The 16,547-nt window shown below is 63.7% G+C and carries 15 protein-coding genes; 14 read left to right on the top strand and 1 reads right to left on the bottom strand.

Going from position 1 to position 16,547, the window contains the following annotated elements; all coding sequences use genetic code 11:
- Nucleotides 1-3 precede the first annotated feature (3 nt).
- Nucleotides 4-1,044, top strand: a complete 1,041-nt coding sequence (locus tag BMG03_RS15605; RefSeq protein WP_075774229.1) for an HlyD family secretion protein — start codon at nucleotides 4-6, stop codon at nucleotides 1,042-1,044.
- A gap of 403 nt (nucleotides 1,045-1,447) precedes the next feature.
- Here BMG03_RS15605 and BMG03_RS21345 read toward each other — a convergent pair whose 3' ends face one another.
- Nucleotides 1,448-1,876, bottom strand: a complete 429-nt coding sequence (locus tag BMG03_RS21345; RefSeq protein ID WP_075774230.1) for an SH3 domain-containing protein — start codon at nucleotides 1,874-1,876, stop codon at nucleotides 1,448-1,450.
- A gap of 101 nt (nucleotides 1,877-1,977) precedes the next feature.
- Between BMG03_RS21345 and BMG03_RS15595 the strand changes: the two genes are divergently transcribed.
- The 13 genes from BMG03_RS15595 (at nucleotide 1,978) to BMG03_RS15535 (ending at nucleotide 16,525) form a co-directional block, all read left to right on the top strand.
- Complete coding sequence (locus tag BMG03_RS15595) at nucleotides 1,978-2,451, top strand: hypothetical protein (RefSeq protein WP_208858027.1); 474 nt, start codon at nucleotides 1,978-1,980, stop codon at nucleotides 2,449-2,451.
- Nucleotides 2,452-2,636: 185 nt separating this feature from the next.
- Nucleotides 2,637-4,208: an acyl CoA:acetate/3-ketoacid CoA transferase gene (locus BMG03_RS15590; RefSeq protein WP_075774231.1), complete on the top strand. Its 1,572-nt coding sequence runs from the start codon at nucleotides 2,637-2,639 to the stop codon at nucleotides 4,206-4,208.
- The gene (locus BMG03_RS15585) at nucleotides 4,205-4,972 is read left to right on the top strand and encodes an enoyl-CoA hydratase/isomerase family protein (protein WP_075774232.1); all 768 of its coding nucleotides are present in this window, start codon (nucleotides 4,205-4,207) and stop codon (nucleotides 4,970-4,972) included. The genes BMG03_RS15590 and BMG03_RS15585 overlap by 4 nt, the downstream gene beginning before the upstream one ends.
- A gap of 2 nt (nucleotides 4,973-4,974) precedes the next feature.
- A complete protein-coding gene (locus tag BMG03_RS15580) occupies nucleotides 4,975-6,501 on the top strand; it encodes an aldehyde dehydrogenase family protein (protein WP_077701291.1) in 1,527 nt (508 codons plus the stop codon).
- A 56-nt stretch (nucleotides 6,502-6,557) separates the two neighbouring features.
- The gene (locus BMG03_RS15575; protein ID WP_075774233.1) at nucleotides 6,558-7,808 is read left to right on the top strand and encodes an ABC transporter substrate-binding protein; all 1,251 of its coding nucleotides are present in this window, start codon (nucleotides 6,558-6,560) and stop codon (nucleotides 7,806-7,808) included.
- Nucleotides 7,809-7,881: 73 nt separating this feature from the next.
- Nucleotides 7,882-8,775 carry a carbohydrate ABC transporter permease gene (locus BMG03_RS15570; protein WP_075774234.1) on the top strand — a complete coding sequence of 298 codons (894 nt, stop codon included), beginning with the start codon at nucleotides 7,882-7,884 and terminating at the stop codon, nucleotides 8,773-8,775.
- Nucleotides 8,775-9,659, top strand: coding sequence for a carbohydrate ABC transporter permease (locus tag BMG03_RS15565; protein ID WP_075774235.1), 885 nt, complete (start codon nucleotides 8,775-8,777; stop codon nucleotides 9,657-9,659). Before BMG03_RS15570 ends, BMG03_RS15565 begins: the two co-directional genes overlap by 1 nt.
- Nucleotides 9,660-9,664: 5 nt before the next feature.
- Nucleotides 9,665-10,777, top strand: a complete 1,113-nt coding sequence (locus BMG03_RS15560) for an ABC transporter ATP-binding protein (protein WP_075774236.1) — start codon at nucleotides 9,665-9,667, stop codon at nucleotides 10,775-10,777.
- Nucleotides 10,774-12,273 carry an FAD-dependent oxidoreductase gene (locus BMG03_RS15555; protein ID WP_075774237.1) on the top strand — a complete coding sequence of 500 codons (1,500 nt, stop codon included), beginning with the start codon at nucleotides 10,774-10,776 and terminating at the stop codon, nucleotides 12,271-12,273. The genes BMG03_RS15560 and BMG03_RS15555 overlap by 4 nt, the downstream gene beginning before the upstream one ends.
- 41 nt (nucleotides 12,274-12,314) lie before the next feature.
- Complete coding sequence (locus BMG03_RS15550; RefSeq protein WP_075774238.1) at nucleotides 12,315-13,901, top strand: GMC family oxidoreductase; 1,587 nt, start codon at nucleotides 12,315-12,317, stop codon at nucleotides 13,899-13,901.
- Between the two features lies 1 nt (nucleotide 13,902).
- On the top strand, nucleotides 13,903-14,235 hold the full coding sequence (locus BMG03_RS15545; protein WP_088722447.1) for a Dabb family protein: 333 nt from the start codon (nucleotides 13,903-13,905) through the stop codon (nucleotides 14,233-14,235).
- 1 nt (nucleotide 14,236) lies between these two features.
- Nucleotides 14,237-15,262, top strand: coding sequence for a LacI family DNA-binding transcriptional regulator (locus BMG03_RS15540; protein ID WP_075774240.1), 1,026 nt, complete (start codon nucleotides 14,237-14,239; stop codon nucleotides 15,260-15,262).
- Between the two features lie 93 nt (nucleotides 15,263-15,355).
- Nucleotides 15,356-16,525, top strand: a complete 1,170-nt coding sequence (locus BMG03_RS15535) for a Gfo/Idh/MocA family protein (RefSeq protein WP_075774241.1) — start codon at nucleotides 15,356-15,358, stop codon at nucleotides 16,523-16,525.
- Nucleotides 16,526-16,547: the final 22 nt, after the last annotated feature.

The following is a 16,547-nucleotide window of genomic DNA, read 5'->3' as shown; positions in this document are numbered from 1 at the left end:
CCGATGTCTCAGACCCGCCGCTATATTGCTTCTGCCCTGATCCTTTTGATCGCGCTCGCCGGTGTCGCGACCGTGCTCTATGCATGGCGCCTTCCGCCTTTCCGTTCCGACGTCGCATGGACCGACAATGCCTATCTGCAGGGCAAGGTCACGCCGATCTCCGCGCAGGTCGCGGCCGAAGTCACGGCGGTGCCGGTCAGCGATTTCGAGGAGGTCAAGAAGGGCGATGTGCTGGTGCGGCTGGACGATCGCGCGTTGAAAGCGGCGGTGGAACAGGCGCAGGCCGCGCTTGAGACGGCGAAGGCCGCGCAATCCAACGGGGCGCAGGCGGTGAACTCGGCCAAGGCGACGCTGGAGGCGAAACAGGCCGCGCTGGCCTCGGCGAAAGCGGCGCAGGCCACCGCGCAGACCGCGCGCGACCGGGCCTCGAAGCTGACGAAGAAAAGCTATGTCTCGCAATCGGATGCCGATCAGGCGCAGCTTACGCTCGATCAGGCGAAGGCGGGCGTGCAAGAGGCGCGAAGCGCCATCGATGTGGCCCAACAAGCGGTTCAGACGGCGGAATTGAACAAACGCTCGCTCGCCGCGAAGACCGATGCCGCGCAGGCGTCGCTGGATGCGGCGCAGGTGGCGCTCGATCATGCGGTGATCCGTGCGCCCCAGGATGGGCGACTGGGTCAGGTTTCGGCTCGGGTCGGCAAGTTCGTCAGCGCCGGGAGCACGCTGGTTTCGCTCGTGCCCTCCGACCTCTGGCTGATCGCGAATTACAAGGAGACCCAGCTGGCAGGGCTGCGCATGGGTGAGCCGGTGACCTTCACCGTCGACGCTCTGGGGAAGACCGAGTTCAGAGGCCATATCGAACGGTTCTCGCCTGCCACGGCAGGGCAGTTCAGCCTGCTGTCGGGCTCCAATGCGACCGGCAACTTCACCAAGATCGCGCAGCGCGTGCCGGTGCGCATCTCGATTGACCCGGATCAGCCGCAGACTGCGAGATTGGCCCCGGGACTATCGGCCGAGGTCAGCGCGCCGCAGCACGGATCCTGACCTTGCGACAGCTATGCGGAAGATGCAGCGCGGCTATGTCGAATAAGCTATTTCTGCGGCGCAGCATCTGTGCGAAAACAATCCCAACGCAGCGGGCAATTCGCTGCACCAGTTCCTGAGGCTCTCTCCTCCTCCCTGAGCCTCGGAAATTGGCGGTGGCCTCTCTCCTCCTCCCTGAGGTCACCGCCTCCTCCTCCCCTCCGATGACTGACGTGGGCCGCTTAACCGCGGTATTTCCTGTGTGGGAAGCGCTTGACGGTGGCCTGTGTCATGCGGGCTGCGTCGCGCGCTTACTTGACCGCGACGAGACGCTCATAGCTCGAGGGCGCATTGGTGCTGTTGATCACCTCGATCACATGATCGCCCGACTGGAAAAGCTGACCGCGGTAATCCTTGCTCTTCGTCATTTCGCCCAAGAGAGGGCTCTTGTCGGGGTTGTAGATTCGGTAGGTGAGGGGGCTTCCTGCACCATCACCCGAAGGTTGAGATCCTGCCGTCCCGCGCGTTGAGCAGGTAACGGCGCGATTTCCCGGGCTGGAGCCCCCCCCTGAAGTCGCGCATCCGAACTGCCTGAGGTGAAACCCACGCGTTCCTGACCTGAGCCTGTCACGATCTTCGGTTTCGGACTCGGGACGGCTTCCGCTCGAGTCGGTGTCCCGGTGCCTTCGATCAAATACTCTCCCGCAGCCCAGCCCTCGAAGCCAGGATCGGCGAGCGTCGCAACTTGGCACCAACGGCGCCCCTCTGCCATGCGACACCCGAGATTGCGCAGATTCTGCCCATCCGCGAGGCGGGTGACGATGCTTGCCCCGGTCGACGGGGCCGAGCGCATGTTCAGGGTCGCGACGTCGTTGATCGGATCGGGTGAACTTACCCGTGATGATCGCCTCGTCCCCAAGTCCCTTGCCGGGCGCGCGAGAGGGGGCGTTCACGATGACAGGGTATCAGTTCGTGCTTAACCAAGATCGCGACCGTCGCGACGATTGGGCCGAGAAGCTCCTGTCCCTCTATCGCGACATCGACGGGTTCCTGCTCGAGCACAGCCCCGAAGGGCCGTACCTGTTCGATGAGTTCGGGCTTGTCGAGACCGTATTCACTCCGATGTTCAAGAGGTTCTGGTTCCTCGACTATTACGAAGGTTTTCAGTTGCCCGAGGGTGTCGGGTATGACCGGGGCCGCGTGTGGCGGGAAGCCTGCATGGCCCACGAGGCGACGGAGCAGGTGAGCCGCGAAGAGATCGTCAAACTCTATTACGACTACGCGCACGGAGCAGGAAATGGGGCGCTCCTCGACGGGCGGTCGGTCTCGAGCTTCATCTTCACGCCGCCTTGGCAGGACCGGCCGTGGCCGCCGCGCGACAAGTATTCCGGCGCCGCAAGTGACGAGGCGCTCGGCCTCGTGGCCTGAACGCTTCGGAGGGACGGAGGGCACCGAAACTCCTTCGTTTCCTAGCTGTAGCCATGCCTTTCGGCACTCCTTGGGCCCCGCACTCAAAAAAGACGTTTGACAAAAAATTGGAACGTTCCTATCTATTTTGGAACGTTCCTAAAATTGTTTTAGCGGACGTGCGGTTGAACAGGGAGAAGCGGACTATGGGCACGATTGTCAGTGCGTCGGAAGCGGTAGGGAAGATTGCGGATGGTGCTGTCATCACGGTTTCCTCGTCTTCGGCGTTGGGGTGTCCCGACTCCGTGCTCAAGGCGATCGGCGAGCGCTTCGATCGGGAGCAGCATCCGAAAAACATCACTACAATCCACCCGATCGCCGCGGGGGACATGTACGGGGTGAAGGGCATCGACCACATCGCGAAGGATGGTCTGCTCGATACCGTTCTGGCAGGATCCTACCCGTCGGGCTCCTCGAACCTGCCGATGCCGGAAATCTGGAAGATGGTCGTTGAGGATCGGGTGGCAGCCTATAACGTGCCCTCCGGCATCCTGTTCGATATGCATCGCGAGGCGGCGGCGCGCCGTCCGGGCGTGATGACCAAGGTCGGCTTGAAGACCTTCGTCGACCCCGAGCGCGAGGGCTGTGCGATGAACGATCGCGCAGCAGGCGCGCCCATCGTGCGCCGGGTGGAGTTCGATGGTGACACCTGGCTCCATTTTCCGAATATTTACCCCGACGTCTGCATCCTGCGCGCCACCACCGCGGATGAGCGCGGCAATCTGACCTATGAGCACGAGGGAGCCTATCTCGGCGGGCTCGAGCAGGCGATTGCGGTGCGCAACAATGGCGGGCTTGTGATCGCGCAGGTGGAGCGCGTCACGGCTGCGGGCTCCCTGCGCCCCCACGATGTCCGGGTGCCGGGGCATCTTGTGGACTGCGTGGTCGTGGACGAGGATCAGAAACAAACCTGCGAGACGCCCTACGATCCGGCGATCTCGGGGCAAGTGATGCGTCCGTGGTCGAGCTTCGAATTGGCCGAACATGGCATCGAGAAGGTCATCGCGCGGCGCGCAGCAATGGAGCTTCGCGGCGGCATGACCGCCAATCTCGGCTTCGGGATTTCGGCGATGGTGCCGCGCATCCTGCTCGAAGAGGGCCACCATGATGCGGTCACCTGGGCGATCGAACAGGGCGCGGTGGGCGGGATGCCCTTGACCGGATTTGCTTTCGGCTGTGCATCGAACGCCGATGGCTACGTGCCCTCGCCGCAGCAATTCATCTATTTCCAGGGCGCCGGGTTCGACATGTCCTTCCTGTCCTTCCTCGAGGTCGATGTGCAGGGGAATGTGAATGTCTCCAAGCTCGGCAAGAAACCTTACCTCACCGCAGGCTGCGGCGGCTTCGTCGATATCACCGCCCATGCGCGCAAGATCGTCTTCTCGGGCTGGTTCGAGGCAGGCGCGCAGATGGAGATGGACGAGGCTGGCATCCGCGTCCGCGCGCCCGGCAAGTTCACCAAGATGGTCGACCGGGTCGAACATGTGACCTTCTCCGGGGAGCGTGCGCGAGAGCAGGGGCAGGAGGTGCTCTATATCACCGAGCGCTGCGTGATGCGGCTCGATGACAAGGGGCTCATCGCCACCGAAATCATGCCGGGGATCGATCCTGAGCGCGATATCGTCGGCGCCTCCGAGGGGCGTGTGCGCGTGGCGGAGAATGCCGTCACCATGTCCACGAAGTTGCTCGCCGACGCCCCGATGGGGTGGACGCCATGAGTGACATTCACCTGATCATCGACGGCGCGGTGGCAGAGCTGCGTCTCGACAACCCGGCGAAGATGAACGCCCTCACGGTCGAGATGCTGAGCGCGCTCGAGGCGCATCTCGATCGGATCGAAAGAGACGTCGAGATTCGCTGCGTGCTGGTGAGCGCCGAGGGCGACCGGGCCTTCTGCACCGGGGCGGATATCAACGGATGGGGCGATCTGAGCCCGACCGAGTTCGCGCGGCATTGGGTCCGCGACGGACATCGGATCTTCGACCGGCTCGCGCGCCTCTCGAAGCCGACGATTGCGGTGCTGAACGGACACGCCTTCGGGGGCGGTCTCGAACTTGCCGCAGCCTGCGACCTTCGGGTCATGGCACCCGGCGCCAGCCTTGCCCTCCCGGAAGCTGGCGTCGGGATCGTTCCCGGCTGGTCGGGCACGCAGCGGCTGATGCGTCTGCTGCCCGAACCGATGGTGAAGGAGATGGCGCTTTTCGGCCACCGCGTGAAGGTCGACCGGGCGCTGTCGGTCGGCTTCGTGGCCGCGGTCTCCGAAGATCCGCGCGCGGCAGCGCAGGCCCTGATCGACCGTGCGCTCGGGCTGTCGCCCCGCGCCGTCGAAATCACGAAATCGATGATCCATGTAGCGGCGGGTGAAGATCGCGGTGCAATGGCTGAGGCGCTTGGAAGTGCCGCCATTTCGGCCAGCGAAGATCGCGCCGAAGGGGTCACGGCCTTCCGCGAGAAACGCAAACCTAATTTTTCGGGACTTTGAACATGACCGAGCTGAACCTGATCTCTGCCGTTGACGCCGCGATCTCCGCAGAGCCCTTCATCTGCCGACACCTGATCGCAGGCGAGTGGCGCGACAGTGCCTCCGGCGAGACCTACGATCGGATGTCCCCGGCGCATGGTTGCCTCGTCAGCCGCGCGGCACTGGGCGCCGAAGCCGATGCGGAAGCCGCGATCGTCGCGGCGCGCGAGGCGTTCGACAGCGGCGTCTGGAGCCGGATCTCGGGCAAGGAGCGCGCGACAGTGCTGCTGCGCGTCGCCGATCTGATCGAGGGCAATGTCGAACGGATGGCGCTGCTGGAGACGCTCGAGAGTGGCAAGCCGATCTCGCAATCGCGCGCCGAAGTGTCGGGCGCGGCCGATCTGTGGCGCTACGCGGCGTCGTTGGCGCGCACGATGCATGGCGATAGCCACAATACGCTGGGGCCCGACATCCTCGGTGTCGTCGTCAAAGACCCAATCGGTGTTGTGTCGATGATCACGCCGTGGAACTTCCCGTTCTGGATCCTGAGCCAGAAGCTGCCCTTCGCGCTCGCCGCCGGCTGCACCACGGTAATCAAACCGTCCGAGCTGACGCCGTCGACCACGGTGATGCTCGGGGAGCTGTTGTTCGAGGCAGGGATGCCGCCGGGCGTCGTGAATATCGTTCTGGGCTACGGGGCGTCCGTGGGCAGCGTGATGACGACGCATGAGGCGGTTGACATGGTAACATTCACCGGCTCGACCGCGGTCGGCAAGGCGATCTCGGCGGCTGCGTCGAGCACGTTGAAAAAGGTCGCACTGGAGCTGGGCGGGAAGAATCCGCAGGTCGTGTTCCCAGATGCCGATATCGAGAGCGCAGCCGACGCGATCACCTTCGGCGTCTATTTCAATACCGGGCAATGCTGCAATTCGAGCAGCCGGATCATCGTCCATGAAGATATCGTGGATGAGGTGGTCGAGCGCGTCGTGGAGCTGTCGAAGCGCGTGGCCTTCGGCGATCCGCTTGACCCGCGCACGCAGGTCGGGGCGATCATCTCCGTCCAGCATCAAGGCAAGATCGACGACTACGTCCGCGCCGCGGTCACCGAGGGGGCCGAGATCGCGCTGGGGGGCGGGCCGATGACCGTGCCGGGGCTCGAGGGGCAATTCTATCAGCCGACAGTCGTGCGCGGCGTTTCGCCGGAGATGGCGATCGCCCGAGAAGAGGTGTTCGGGCCGGTTCTCTCGGTGCTGACCTTCCGGACGATGGACGAAGCTGTAGCGCTAACGAACGACGCAAGCTACGGTCTGTCTGCGGGCGTTTGGAGCGAGAACGTCCACACCTGTCTCGAGTTCTCGACTCGGGCGCAGGCGGGGACCGTCTGGACGAATACTTGGATGGACGGCTTTCCGGAATTGAGCTTCGGCGGAGTCAAGCAATCCGGTCAGGGGAGAGAGATCGGACGCTATGGCCTGGAGGAGTTCTTCGAGATCAAGACGCTCGTGATGCGCATCGGTCGCACGCGGGAGCCTTGGGTGAGACCCGAATGACCTGAAGGGTCGCGCGGGAGGGATGTGTAACGACAACGCAACAGGGAGGAAAATCAATGCGTAGTTACATCGGACGGACACTGAAAATGGCGAGCGTTCTGGCGCTCGTCGCAGGGTCGGCGCAAGCGAAGGATGTGGAGGTCCTTCACTGGTGGACGTCGGGCGGCGAGGCGGCCGCTCTCAACGTTCTCAAGGACGATCTGCAGAAGGAGGGGATCGGCTGGAAGGACATGCCCGTCGCCGGTGGCGGCGGCCAGAGCGCGATGACGGTGCTGCGTGCGCGCGTCACCTCCGGTGATCCGCCGACCGCGGTCCAGATGCTCGGCTTCGACATCTCCGATTGGGCACAGCAGGGCGCTTTGGCCCAGCTCGACAAGGTGGCGGCCGATGGCAACTGGGATGCCGTCGTGCCCGAGGCGCTCCAGAAGTTCTCGAAATACGACGGTCACTGGGTCGCGGTTCCGGTGAACGTGCACTCGACCAACTGGGTCTGGTCGAACAAGAAGATGCTTGCCGATCTGGGGATCGAAGAGCCGAAGACCTGGGATGAGTTCATCGCCGCGATGCAGAAGGTGAAGGATTCCGGGAAGATCGCGCTCGCCGCTGGTGGCCAGCCCTGGCAGGAAGCGACGATGTTCGATGGCGTCGTGCTCTCGGTCGGTGGCCCCGACTTCTATAAGAAGGCCTTCATCGATCTCGATCCCGACGCGCTCGGCGGTCCGCAGATGGTCGAATCCTTCAAGCGCATGGAGCAGCTCCACAGCTTCGTCGACCCGAACTTCTCGGGCCGCGATTGGAACCTCGCGACCGCGATGGTCATCAATGGCGAGGCCGCCTTCCAGATGATGGGCGACTGGGCCAAGGGTGAATTCCTGCGGGCCGGCAAAGAGGCCGAGGTCGATTTCGGCTGCTTCCGGACCCCGGGCACCGCGGACGATGTGACTTTCAACGCCGACCAGTTCGCGATGTTCAAGGTGGGCGAGGACGCACAGGCCGCACAGGACGCAATGGCGAAAGCCGTGATGTCGCCCTCGTTCCAGATCGCCTTCAACACGGTGAAAGGCTCTGTTCCCTCGCGCACCGACGTGTCGGACGAAGAGTTCGACGCTTGCGGCAAGAAGGCGATGGCTCAGCTGAAGTCGGCGAGCCAGAACGGCACGCTTCTGGGCTCTATGGCGCATGGCCATGCTGACCCGGCTTCGGTGAAGAACGCGATCTATGACGTGGTGACGGCGAATTTCAACGGCGACTATGACGCCGAGACCGCCGCCAAGGAACTCGTCAAGGCCGTGTCGCTGGCCCAGTAAAAGGCCCTCGGGCCGGTCTCTGAGACCGGCCCGTACGTCACCGATCCGTCTCATTTCCCTAAAGGAGAGAGCAATGGCCCGTCCGGTCCAGTCAGACTTGCGTACCCGGCTTCAGGAATGGATTCCCAAGATCGTTCTCGCGCCCTCTGTCGCGTCGATGCTGATCTTCGTCTACGGCTTCATCGTTTTCACCGGCTACCTGTCGTTCACGAACAGCCGAATTCTTCCAACGTTCGACCTTGTCGGGTGGCACAATTACTGGCGTCTCTTCCAATTGCCGACCTGGACGATCGCGGTGCAGAACCTCGCGATCTTCGCCTCTCTCTACATCGCGATCTGTATCGCGATCGGCCTTTCTCTCGCGATCTTTCTCGATCAGAAAATCCGCGGCGAGGGGCTTCTGCGCCCGATCTTCCTCTATCCGATGGCGCTCTCGTTCATCGTTACGGGGACGGCGTGGAAATGGCTTCTCGATCCGGGCATCGGGATCGAGCACACGCTGCATCTTTGGGGCTGGGAGAGCTTCCATTTCGGCTGGATCAAAAGCTCGTCCATGGCGATCTACACCGTGGTGATCGCCGCGGTCTGGCAAAGCTCGGGCTTCGTCATGGCGATGTTCCTCGCCGGGCTCCGCGGGATCGACAACGAGATCCTGAAAGCGGCGCAGATGGATGGCGCCTCGAACTGGAACCTCTATCGCCGCATCATCATTCCGCAGCTTCGGCCCGCGTTCCTGTCGGCCTTCGTCATCCTCGCGCATCTCGCGGTCAAATCGTATGACCTCGTGATCGCGCTGACCGGTGGCGGCCCGGGCCGGGCCACCGAGTTGCCCGCGACCTTCATGTATTCCTACACTTTCACCCGTAACGAGATGGGCGTGGGCGCAGCGTCGGCGGTTATCATGCTGATGACCATCGCCGCGATCATGATCCCCTATCTCTACGCCGAACTGAAGGAGCCGAAGTAATGTCCGGCGCCGTCGATACCGGGGTCGCGATCCGCACAAATCGCGTGACCCGCACCTTCATCTATCTTTTCCTGCTGCTGTTCGCGCTGTTCTACCTGCTGCCGCTCGCGGTGATGCTGATCAACTCGGTCAAACCTCTGAGCGAGATCACCGGCGGCAACATGATGGCGCTGCCCGATGTCTGGACTTTCGAGCCCTGGCGCGAAGCCTGGTCCTCGGCCCAGATCGGCGTGCAGCCGACCGGCCTGCGCCCCTACTTCATCAACTCGATCCTGATCGTGGTTCCGGCGGTGGCGATCTCGACCATCATGGGCGCGCTCAACGGATACGTGCTGACCAAGTGGCGGTTCCGCGGCGACACGATCCTCTTCGGGATGCTGCTGTTTTCCTGCTTCATCCCGTTCCAGATCGTGCTGATCCCGATGGCGCGGGTGCTGGGCATGATCGGGCTCGCAGGCTCGGTGCCGGGGCTGATCCTCGTCCACGTCGTCTACGGGCTTGGCTTCACGACGCTATATTTCCGCAACTACTACTCGGCCTTCCCGACCGAACTGGTGCGCGCGGCGCAGATCGACGGGGCCGGAATCTTCCGGATCTTCTACCGCATCCTTCTGCCGCTGTCGGGGCCTATCATCGTGGTCACGATCATCTGGCAGTTCACCAATATCTGGAACGACTTCCTGTTCGGGTCGTCCTTCGCCGGGCAGGCCAGCCAGCCGATGACCGTCGCCTTGAACAACCTCGTTCAAAGCTCGACCGGCGTGAAGGCCTACAACGTCCACTTCGCGGGTGCGATCCTTGCGGCGCTGCCCACTCTCATCGTCTACATCGTCTCGGGGCGCTTCTTCGTGCGCGGCCTGATGGCGGGCTCAGTCAAGGGGTAATGCCAATGGGTCTCCTCGATATTTCAAACGTCACCAAGTCCTACGGCGCGGTCGAAGTGCTGCACAGCGTCGACATCTCGGTCGATGAAGGTGAATTCCTCGTGCTGGTCGGCCCGTCCGGCTGCGGCAAGTCGACGCTTCTGAGCATGATCGCAGGGCTGGAAGGAATCACCTCCGGCGAGATTTCGATCAAGGGACGCACGATGAACGGTGTGCACCCGTCGAAGCGCAACATCGCGATGGTGTTCCAGTCCTACGCGCTCTACCCGAACATGACCGTCGGCCAGAACATCACCTTCGGCCTTGAGATGCACGGCACCCCCAAACCCGAACGCGAAGAGGCGATGAACCGGGTGGCGGAGATGCTGCAGATCGACAATCTGCTCGACCGCAAGCCGGGGCAGCTTTCGGGCGGTCAGCGCCAACGCGTCGCGATGGGACGTGCTCTGGTGCGTGACCCGGACGTGTTCCTCTTCGACGAACCGCTGTCGAACCTCGATGCGAAACTGCGCGTCGACATGCGCACCGAGATCAAGAAGCTGCACCAGAGCCTTGGCACCACGATCGTCTACGTGACCCACGACCAGATCGAGGCGATGACGCTCTCAACCCGGATCGCGGTGATGAACAAGGGCTATGTGCAGCAGCTCGGCACGCCGAAGGAAATCTACGACACGCCGTCGAATGTGTTCGTGGCGACCTTCATGGGCAGCCCCGCGATGAACGTGGTTCCGGCGCGGATCGTGTTGAAGGACGGTGCGCCCCACGCGGCCGTGACGGGCCATGACGGGGGGGAGCAACTGCTCCGCTTCCCGCAAGCCAATCTCGCCCAGTGGGACGGGCGCGAGATCCTTCTCGGCATCCGACCGGAGACGATTACGGATCCGGAGGGCGCGGATCGCAACGCCGCCCATATAGCGCCGCTGCGCAATCATATCGGCGTAACCGAACCTGCCGGGTCGGACACCTTCGTGACCATGACGCTAGGCGGGCGCGACGCCATCGCCCGGATGCGGGCCGATGTGACCGTGCGGGCGGGCGAGGTCTTCGATTTCGCCGTCAACATGGACAAGGCGGTGGCCTTCGATCCCAAGACGGAAGAGCGCATCCAGCCATGAGCGATGCCGACGTCATCATCATCGGCTCGGGTATGGGCGGTGCCACCACGGCGGCGGCACTGGCCCGGACGGGGCGGCGCGTGCTGGTGCTCGAGCGTGGCGAACGCCTGCCCGACACGCCGGATGCGCGCGACCCGGACGCGATCTTCGCGCGCGGTCATTACCGGCCCGAGGAAACCTGGCTCGATGGCGATGACGTGCCGTTCAGCCCCGGCAATTACTACAATGTCGGCGGCAATTCGAAATTCTACGGCGCCGTTCTGATGCGCTACCGCAAGGCGGATTTCTCGCCTGTCGCGCATCAGGGCGGGACCACGCCGGGCTGGCCGATCGCCTATGACGAGATCGAGCCGTTCTACCAGAGGGCCGAGGCGCTCTATCAGGTGCGCGGTCAGCTTGGAGAGGACCCGACGGAGCCGCGCCATTCCGGTCTCTACGCCCATGCGCCGGTCCCGGACGAGCCCGATATCAAGGCGCTCCGGCGGCGGTTGAAATCGGTCGGGCTGCACCCTTCTTCCCTGCCGCTTGGGGTCGATATCGACCGCTGGCTCGCGCATGGGCGGACGCCTTGGGATGCGTTCCCCGATACCTGCGGCGGCAAGATGGATGCCGAAAGCGTCGGTCTGGCGACGGCGCTGAAATCCCAGAACGTCGAGCTGATGACGGGCGCGCGGGCGCGGCGCCTGATCGTCGATGCCGAGAACCGCATAAGCGGGGTCGAGATCGAGAAAGACGGGCAGGTCCGGACGCTCACGGCGTCGGTCGTGGTGCTCTCCGCCGGGGCGGTGCAAAGCGCGGCCCTTTTGCTGGCCTCTGCGACTGAGCGCCATCCGACCGGGCTGGCGAATGGTTCCGATCAGGTCGGGCGCAATTTCATGAACCACAATTGCTCGGCCGTGCTGGCGCTGCACCCGCTGCGCCGGAACCGCGCAATCTACCAGAAGACGCTGGCGATCAACGATTTCTACCTCTCGGGCGGGGCGAACGGCGCGCCGCTAGGCAATATCCAGCTGCTCGGCAAAATCTCCGGTCCGATCCTCGCCTCGGCCTCGCCGCTGCCGCGTCCGGTGGCAAGCTGGATCGCCAACCGCTCGGTCGATCTCTACGCGATGTCTGAAGACCTGCCCAATCCCGAGAGCCGCGTGACGCTGAAGGAGGGCAAGATCCGGCTCGATTGGAAGCGCTCCAACTGGGAGACCCATCTCGAACTCGTCGACATGCTGCGCCGAAAGCTGCGCGCTGCGGGCTATCCGATCGTGCTCGCGCGGCCCTTCGACCGGCAGACCCCGTCACATCAATGCGGGACGGCGCGGATGGGTAACGATCCGGCGTCGAGCGTCGTCGACACGTTCTGCCGCAGCCATGATCACCCGAACCTGTTCATCGCCGATGCGTCCGTCCTGCCGACCTCGGCTGCCGTGAACCCCGCCCTTACCGTCGCGGCGCTCGCCCTGCGCGCGGCTGAGCATATCGCACAGACAGAGCTCGCCGCCTGAGCCACCGGGCTGCGGCGAGAGACTTGGCCAAGGAGGCCAGCATGAAGACGACTTACGATTTCATAATTATCGGCGGCGGTTCGGCGGGGTCGGTACTGGCCGGGCGTCTCTCCGAGAACCCGTCGGCGGACGTCCTGCTGCTCGAGGCGGGCGGCAGCGATCGCCACCCGTTCTATCATCTGCCCGCGGGCTTCGCGAAGATGACCAAGGGCATCGGCAGCTGGGGCTGGGAAACGGTTCCGCAGCGGCACATGCAGAACAAAGTCTTTCGCTACACCCAGGCCAAGGTGATCGGCGGCGGCTCCGCGATCAATGCTCAGGTCTATACCCGCGGCAATGCGCTCGATTACGACGAATGGCGCCAGATGGGGTGTACCGGCTGGGGCTATGAAGATGTGCTGCCCTATTTCCGCAAGGCCGAGGATAACGCGAGCATCGAGAACCGCTATCACGGCAAGGGCGGCCCGCTCGGCGTGAGCGATCCGCGCGCGCCCCTGCCGGTCTGCGAGGCCTATTTCGAAGCGGCCGCCGAGCTCGGCATTCCGCGCAATTACGACGTGAACGGTGAGAAGCAGGAAGGGGTCGCCTATTACCAGCTGACCCAGCGCAATGTGCGCCGCTCCTCGGCTGCGATGGCCTATGTCGCGCCGAACCGTCACCGCGAGAACCTCACGGTGAAGCTGGGTGCGCAGGTGCGCCGGATCGTGGTCGAGAATGGCCGCGCGACCGGGGTCGAGCTTGTCGATGGCACGCGCCTACGGGCAGAAAGTGAAGTGCTGCTATGTTCTGGGGCGATCGGCTCGCCGCGGCTGCTGCAGCTGTCGGGTATCGGACCGGCGGATGAGCTGGCCTCGCTCGGGATCGATGTCGTCTTCGACCAGCCGGAGGTGGGGTCCAATCTGCAGGATCACCTCGACCTCTACTGCATCAGCGAGCTTTCCGGCCCCTACAGTTATGACCGCTATGCGAAGCCGCATTGGGCGGCGTTGGCGGGGCTGCAATATCTGTTCGGACGGAAGGGGCCGGTTGCGTCGTCTTTGTTCGAAACTGGTGGCTTCTGGTATGCCGATCCCGAGGCACGGTCGCCGGATCTGCAGTTCCATCTCGGACTCGGGACCGGCATTGAACATGGCGTGGTTTCCATGCCGCAGGGAGGTATCACGCTCAATTCCTGTTACCTGCGCCCGCGCTCGCGCGGCAGCGTCCGCCTGCAAAGCGACGATCCGGCGGTCGCGCCGTTGATCGATCCGAACTACCTGCAGGACCCGCTCGATCGCGAAATGTCGATCCGGGGGCTGAAGCTGACGCAGGAAATCCTGTCACAAGCCCCGATGCGCAAATATATCCTCGCCGAGCGCCTTCCCGGTCCCGACGTGCGGACCGACGAGGACTATTTCGATTTCATCTGCACCCATTCGAAAACCTCGCATCACTGCGCAGGGACATGTCGCATGGGCGCCGATGCGGGTGCTGTCGTAGACCCGACATTGCGGTTCAACGGGATCGAGGGGCTGCGCGTCGTCGACAACTCGATTATGCCGCGTGTGATTTCGTCCAACACCAACGCTGCGGCAATCATGATCGGCGAGAAAGCCGCCGATATGATCCGCGCGGCACATGGAGGCTGACATGACAGTGCGCCACATCGTTCTCGTCAAATTCAAACCCGGGCTGAGCGAGGAAGAGATCGCACCGCTCTGGGAGGAGCTGCGCGCGATTGAGGGCAAGGTCGACGGCCTCGGTGCAATCTGCGCGGGCCGCTCCGAGAGCCCCGAGAAGATCGAGCGCGGTTACATGCATGGCTTCACCGTCGATTTCCGCGACTGGGAGGCGCTCGCCGCCTACCAGGAACATCCCGATCACCGGGCGCTCGGGGCGAAGCTCGTGGCCAACGCTCAAGGCGGGATCGACGGCATTCTTGTCTTCGATTTCGAGATCGCAACTCCGTCGCAGGGGGCGTGACATGGCGCCGAGCGACCGCAGACCGACGATCATCGACGTGGCCCGAAAGGCCGGGGTGTCGAAATCGACAGTCAGCCTCGTGATCCAGAACAGCCCCTTGGTGAAGCAGAAAACACGCGAGCAGGTGCAGGCTGCGATGGCCGAGATCGGCTATGTCTATAACCGCGCGGCAGCCAATCTGCGCAGCGCCGGAGCAGGGCTTGTCGGCCTGGTGATCAACGACCTGCGCAACCCTTTCTTCACTGAGTTCGCGACGTCGTTGCAGATGGCGCTGTCGAGCCGCGGCTATGCGGCCGTCGTGGCCAATACTGACGAAGACCCGCAGCTTCAGGCGCAGGTGGTCGAGGCGATGATCGAGCACGGCGTCTCCGCGATGATCCTCTCGCCCGCCTATGGCGACGAGGCGCTGAGCTTCGAGGCGCTTCAGCGGGCGGGCATTCCGGCGATGCAGGTGCTGCGCAAAGTCGAGATGCGGACCGAGCTTTTCCCCTTCGCCGCGCCGGACTATCCGAACGGGACGCGTATCGCGACCGAGCATCTCCTCGAACAAGGCGCGAAGCGGATCGCCTTCGTCGGTGGTCTGGAGGGCCGGGCCGTCACGCAGGAGCGCATGGCAGGGTATCTGACTGCGATAGAGAGCGCCGGGCTCGAACCCCATGTCCTGACCGGCAGTGCGAGCCGCGCCTTCGGCAGGCAGGCGGCGCATGAGCTGGCGGACGACCATCCGGAGGTGGATGGCGCGGTCTGCTTCAACGATCAGGTCGCGCTCGGGATGATTTCGGGCTGCGCCGAGATCGGGCGCAATGTCGGCCGCGATCTGCGCATCGTGGGCTTCGATGACATCGAGGAGGCAGCCCATTCCTGGCCCCCGCTCAGCTCGGTGCGCTGCGACATTGACGGCTTCGGGAAGCTTGTCGCCGAAACGATCCTCGCCTGGCTCGAGAACGACAAGGTGCCGCCGCCGGAAATCCGCACGCCGGTCTCGCTGGCCATTCGTGGCTCGAGTGGCGAGACGCCTGCGGGCTGAGACGACAGGTAGACGGGAGGCCCGCCCGTTCGGACGAAACAGAGACGAGACCGCGCAGAGAGACACCGGCGCGGACAGGAGAGGAGTGTTCAAATGACAGAGATTCGTGTTGCCGTGCTCGGCGCTTCGGGGTGGATGGGCAAAGTCCACACGATGGCCTATCAGACCTTTCCGCATTTCTTCGGCACTGAAGGTGGCACGGCGCGCGTCGTCACCCTCGTCGATCGCAATCCCGCGCGAGCGCAGGAGCTTGCGGCCCGGGTGCCCGGTGCGCGGATCGTTCAGGACTGGCGCGAGGTGATCGCCGATCCCGAGGTCGATCTCGTGGATATCTGCCTGCCCGACAACCTGCATTACGAGGTCGCGAAAGCCGCGCTCGAAGCGGGCAAGCATGTCTTTTGCGAAAAGCCCCTTGCCGAGTCCGCCGAGGAGGCGCGCGAGCTTGCCGATATCGCGAAGGCGCGCGGCCTTATCACCCGCGTCGGTCACGGCTTCCCGCGCAACCCCGTCCATGATCTTGCGAAGGAGATCATCGATGCGGGCGAAATCGGCGAGATCACGATGTTCAAAGGGTGCCAGCATGTCGACATGTATGGCGACCCGATGGTGCCCTATATGTGGCGCGCCGATGGGTCGCTCGCGCCGACCGGGATCGTCGGGGATACCGGCAGCCATGTCTTCAGCTTCATGGAATTCCTCGTCGGTCGCGTCTCGTCGCTGATTGCCAACAACATCATCGTCACGCCGCACCGTCCGAAGATCGAAGGTCTGGGGCTCGGTGAGACGGCAGAGCTGACCGGCAGCGAGGAATGGGCCGATATCACCAATCCCGACGCGAGCCAGATTCTGTGCACGTTCGAGAACGGCGCCAACGGGATCGTGGATTTCAGCCGTGTCGCGACCGGGCGCAAATTCATGCAGACCTACGAGATCTACGGCACGAAAGGCAGCCTCGCCTATACGTTCGACGAGGTGAACCGGCTGCGCTTCTACACCAATGCCGATCCGATCGGGCGCCGCGGCTACCGCGAGATCGATGTCGGGCCCGAGCATCCGACCTACGCGGCCTTCCTGCCGCTGCCGAATTTCGCGCTCGGCTATAACGAGACCAAGATCATCGAAGCGGCGGAGGTCATCCGCTCCATCGTCTCCGGCAAGGCGATGTGGCCGACCTTCGAGACAGGCCATCACATCACCCAGATCGTCGACGCCTGCATGAGCTCGTCCCGGCAACGCGCCTGGGTCGATATTCCGCAAAGCTGACCGGACCGCAAACGGAGCCAAG

Source organism: Thioclava nitratireducens, assembly GCF_001940525.2.
GTDB classification, from domain to species: domain Bacteria; phylum Pseudomonadota; class Alphaproteobacteria; order Rhodobacterales; family Rhodobacteraceae; genus Thioclava; species Thioclava nitratireducens.
The sequence above is the reverse complement of the archived record's forward strand: the minus strand, read 5'-3'. Positions and strand labels throughout refer to the sequence as shown.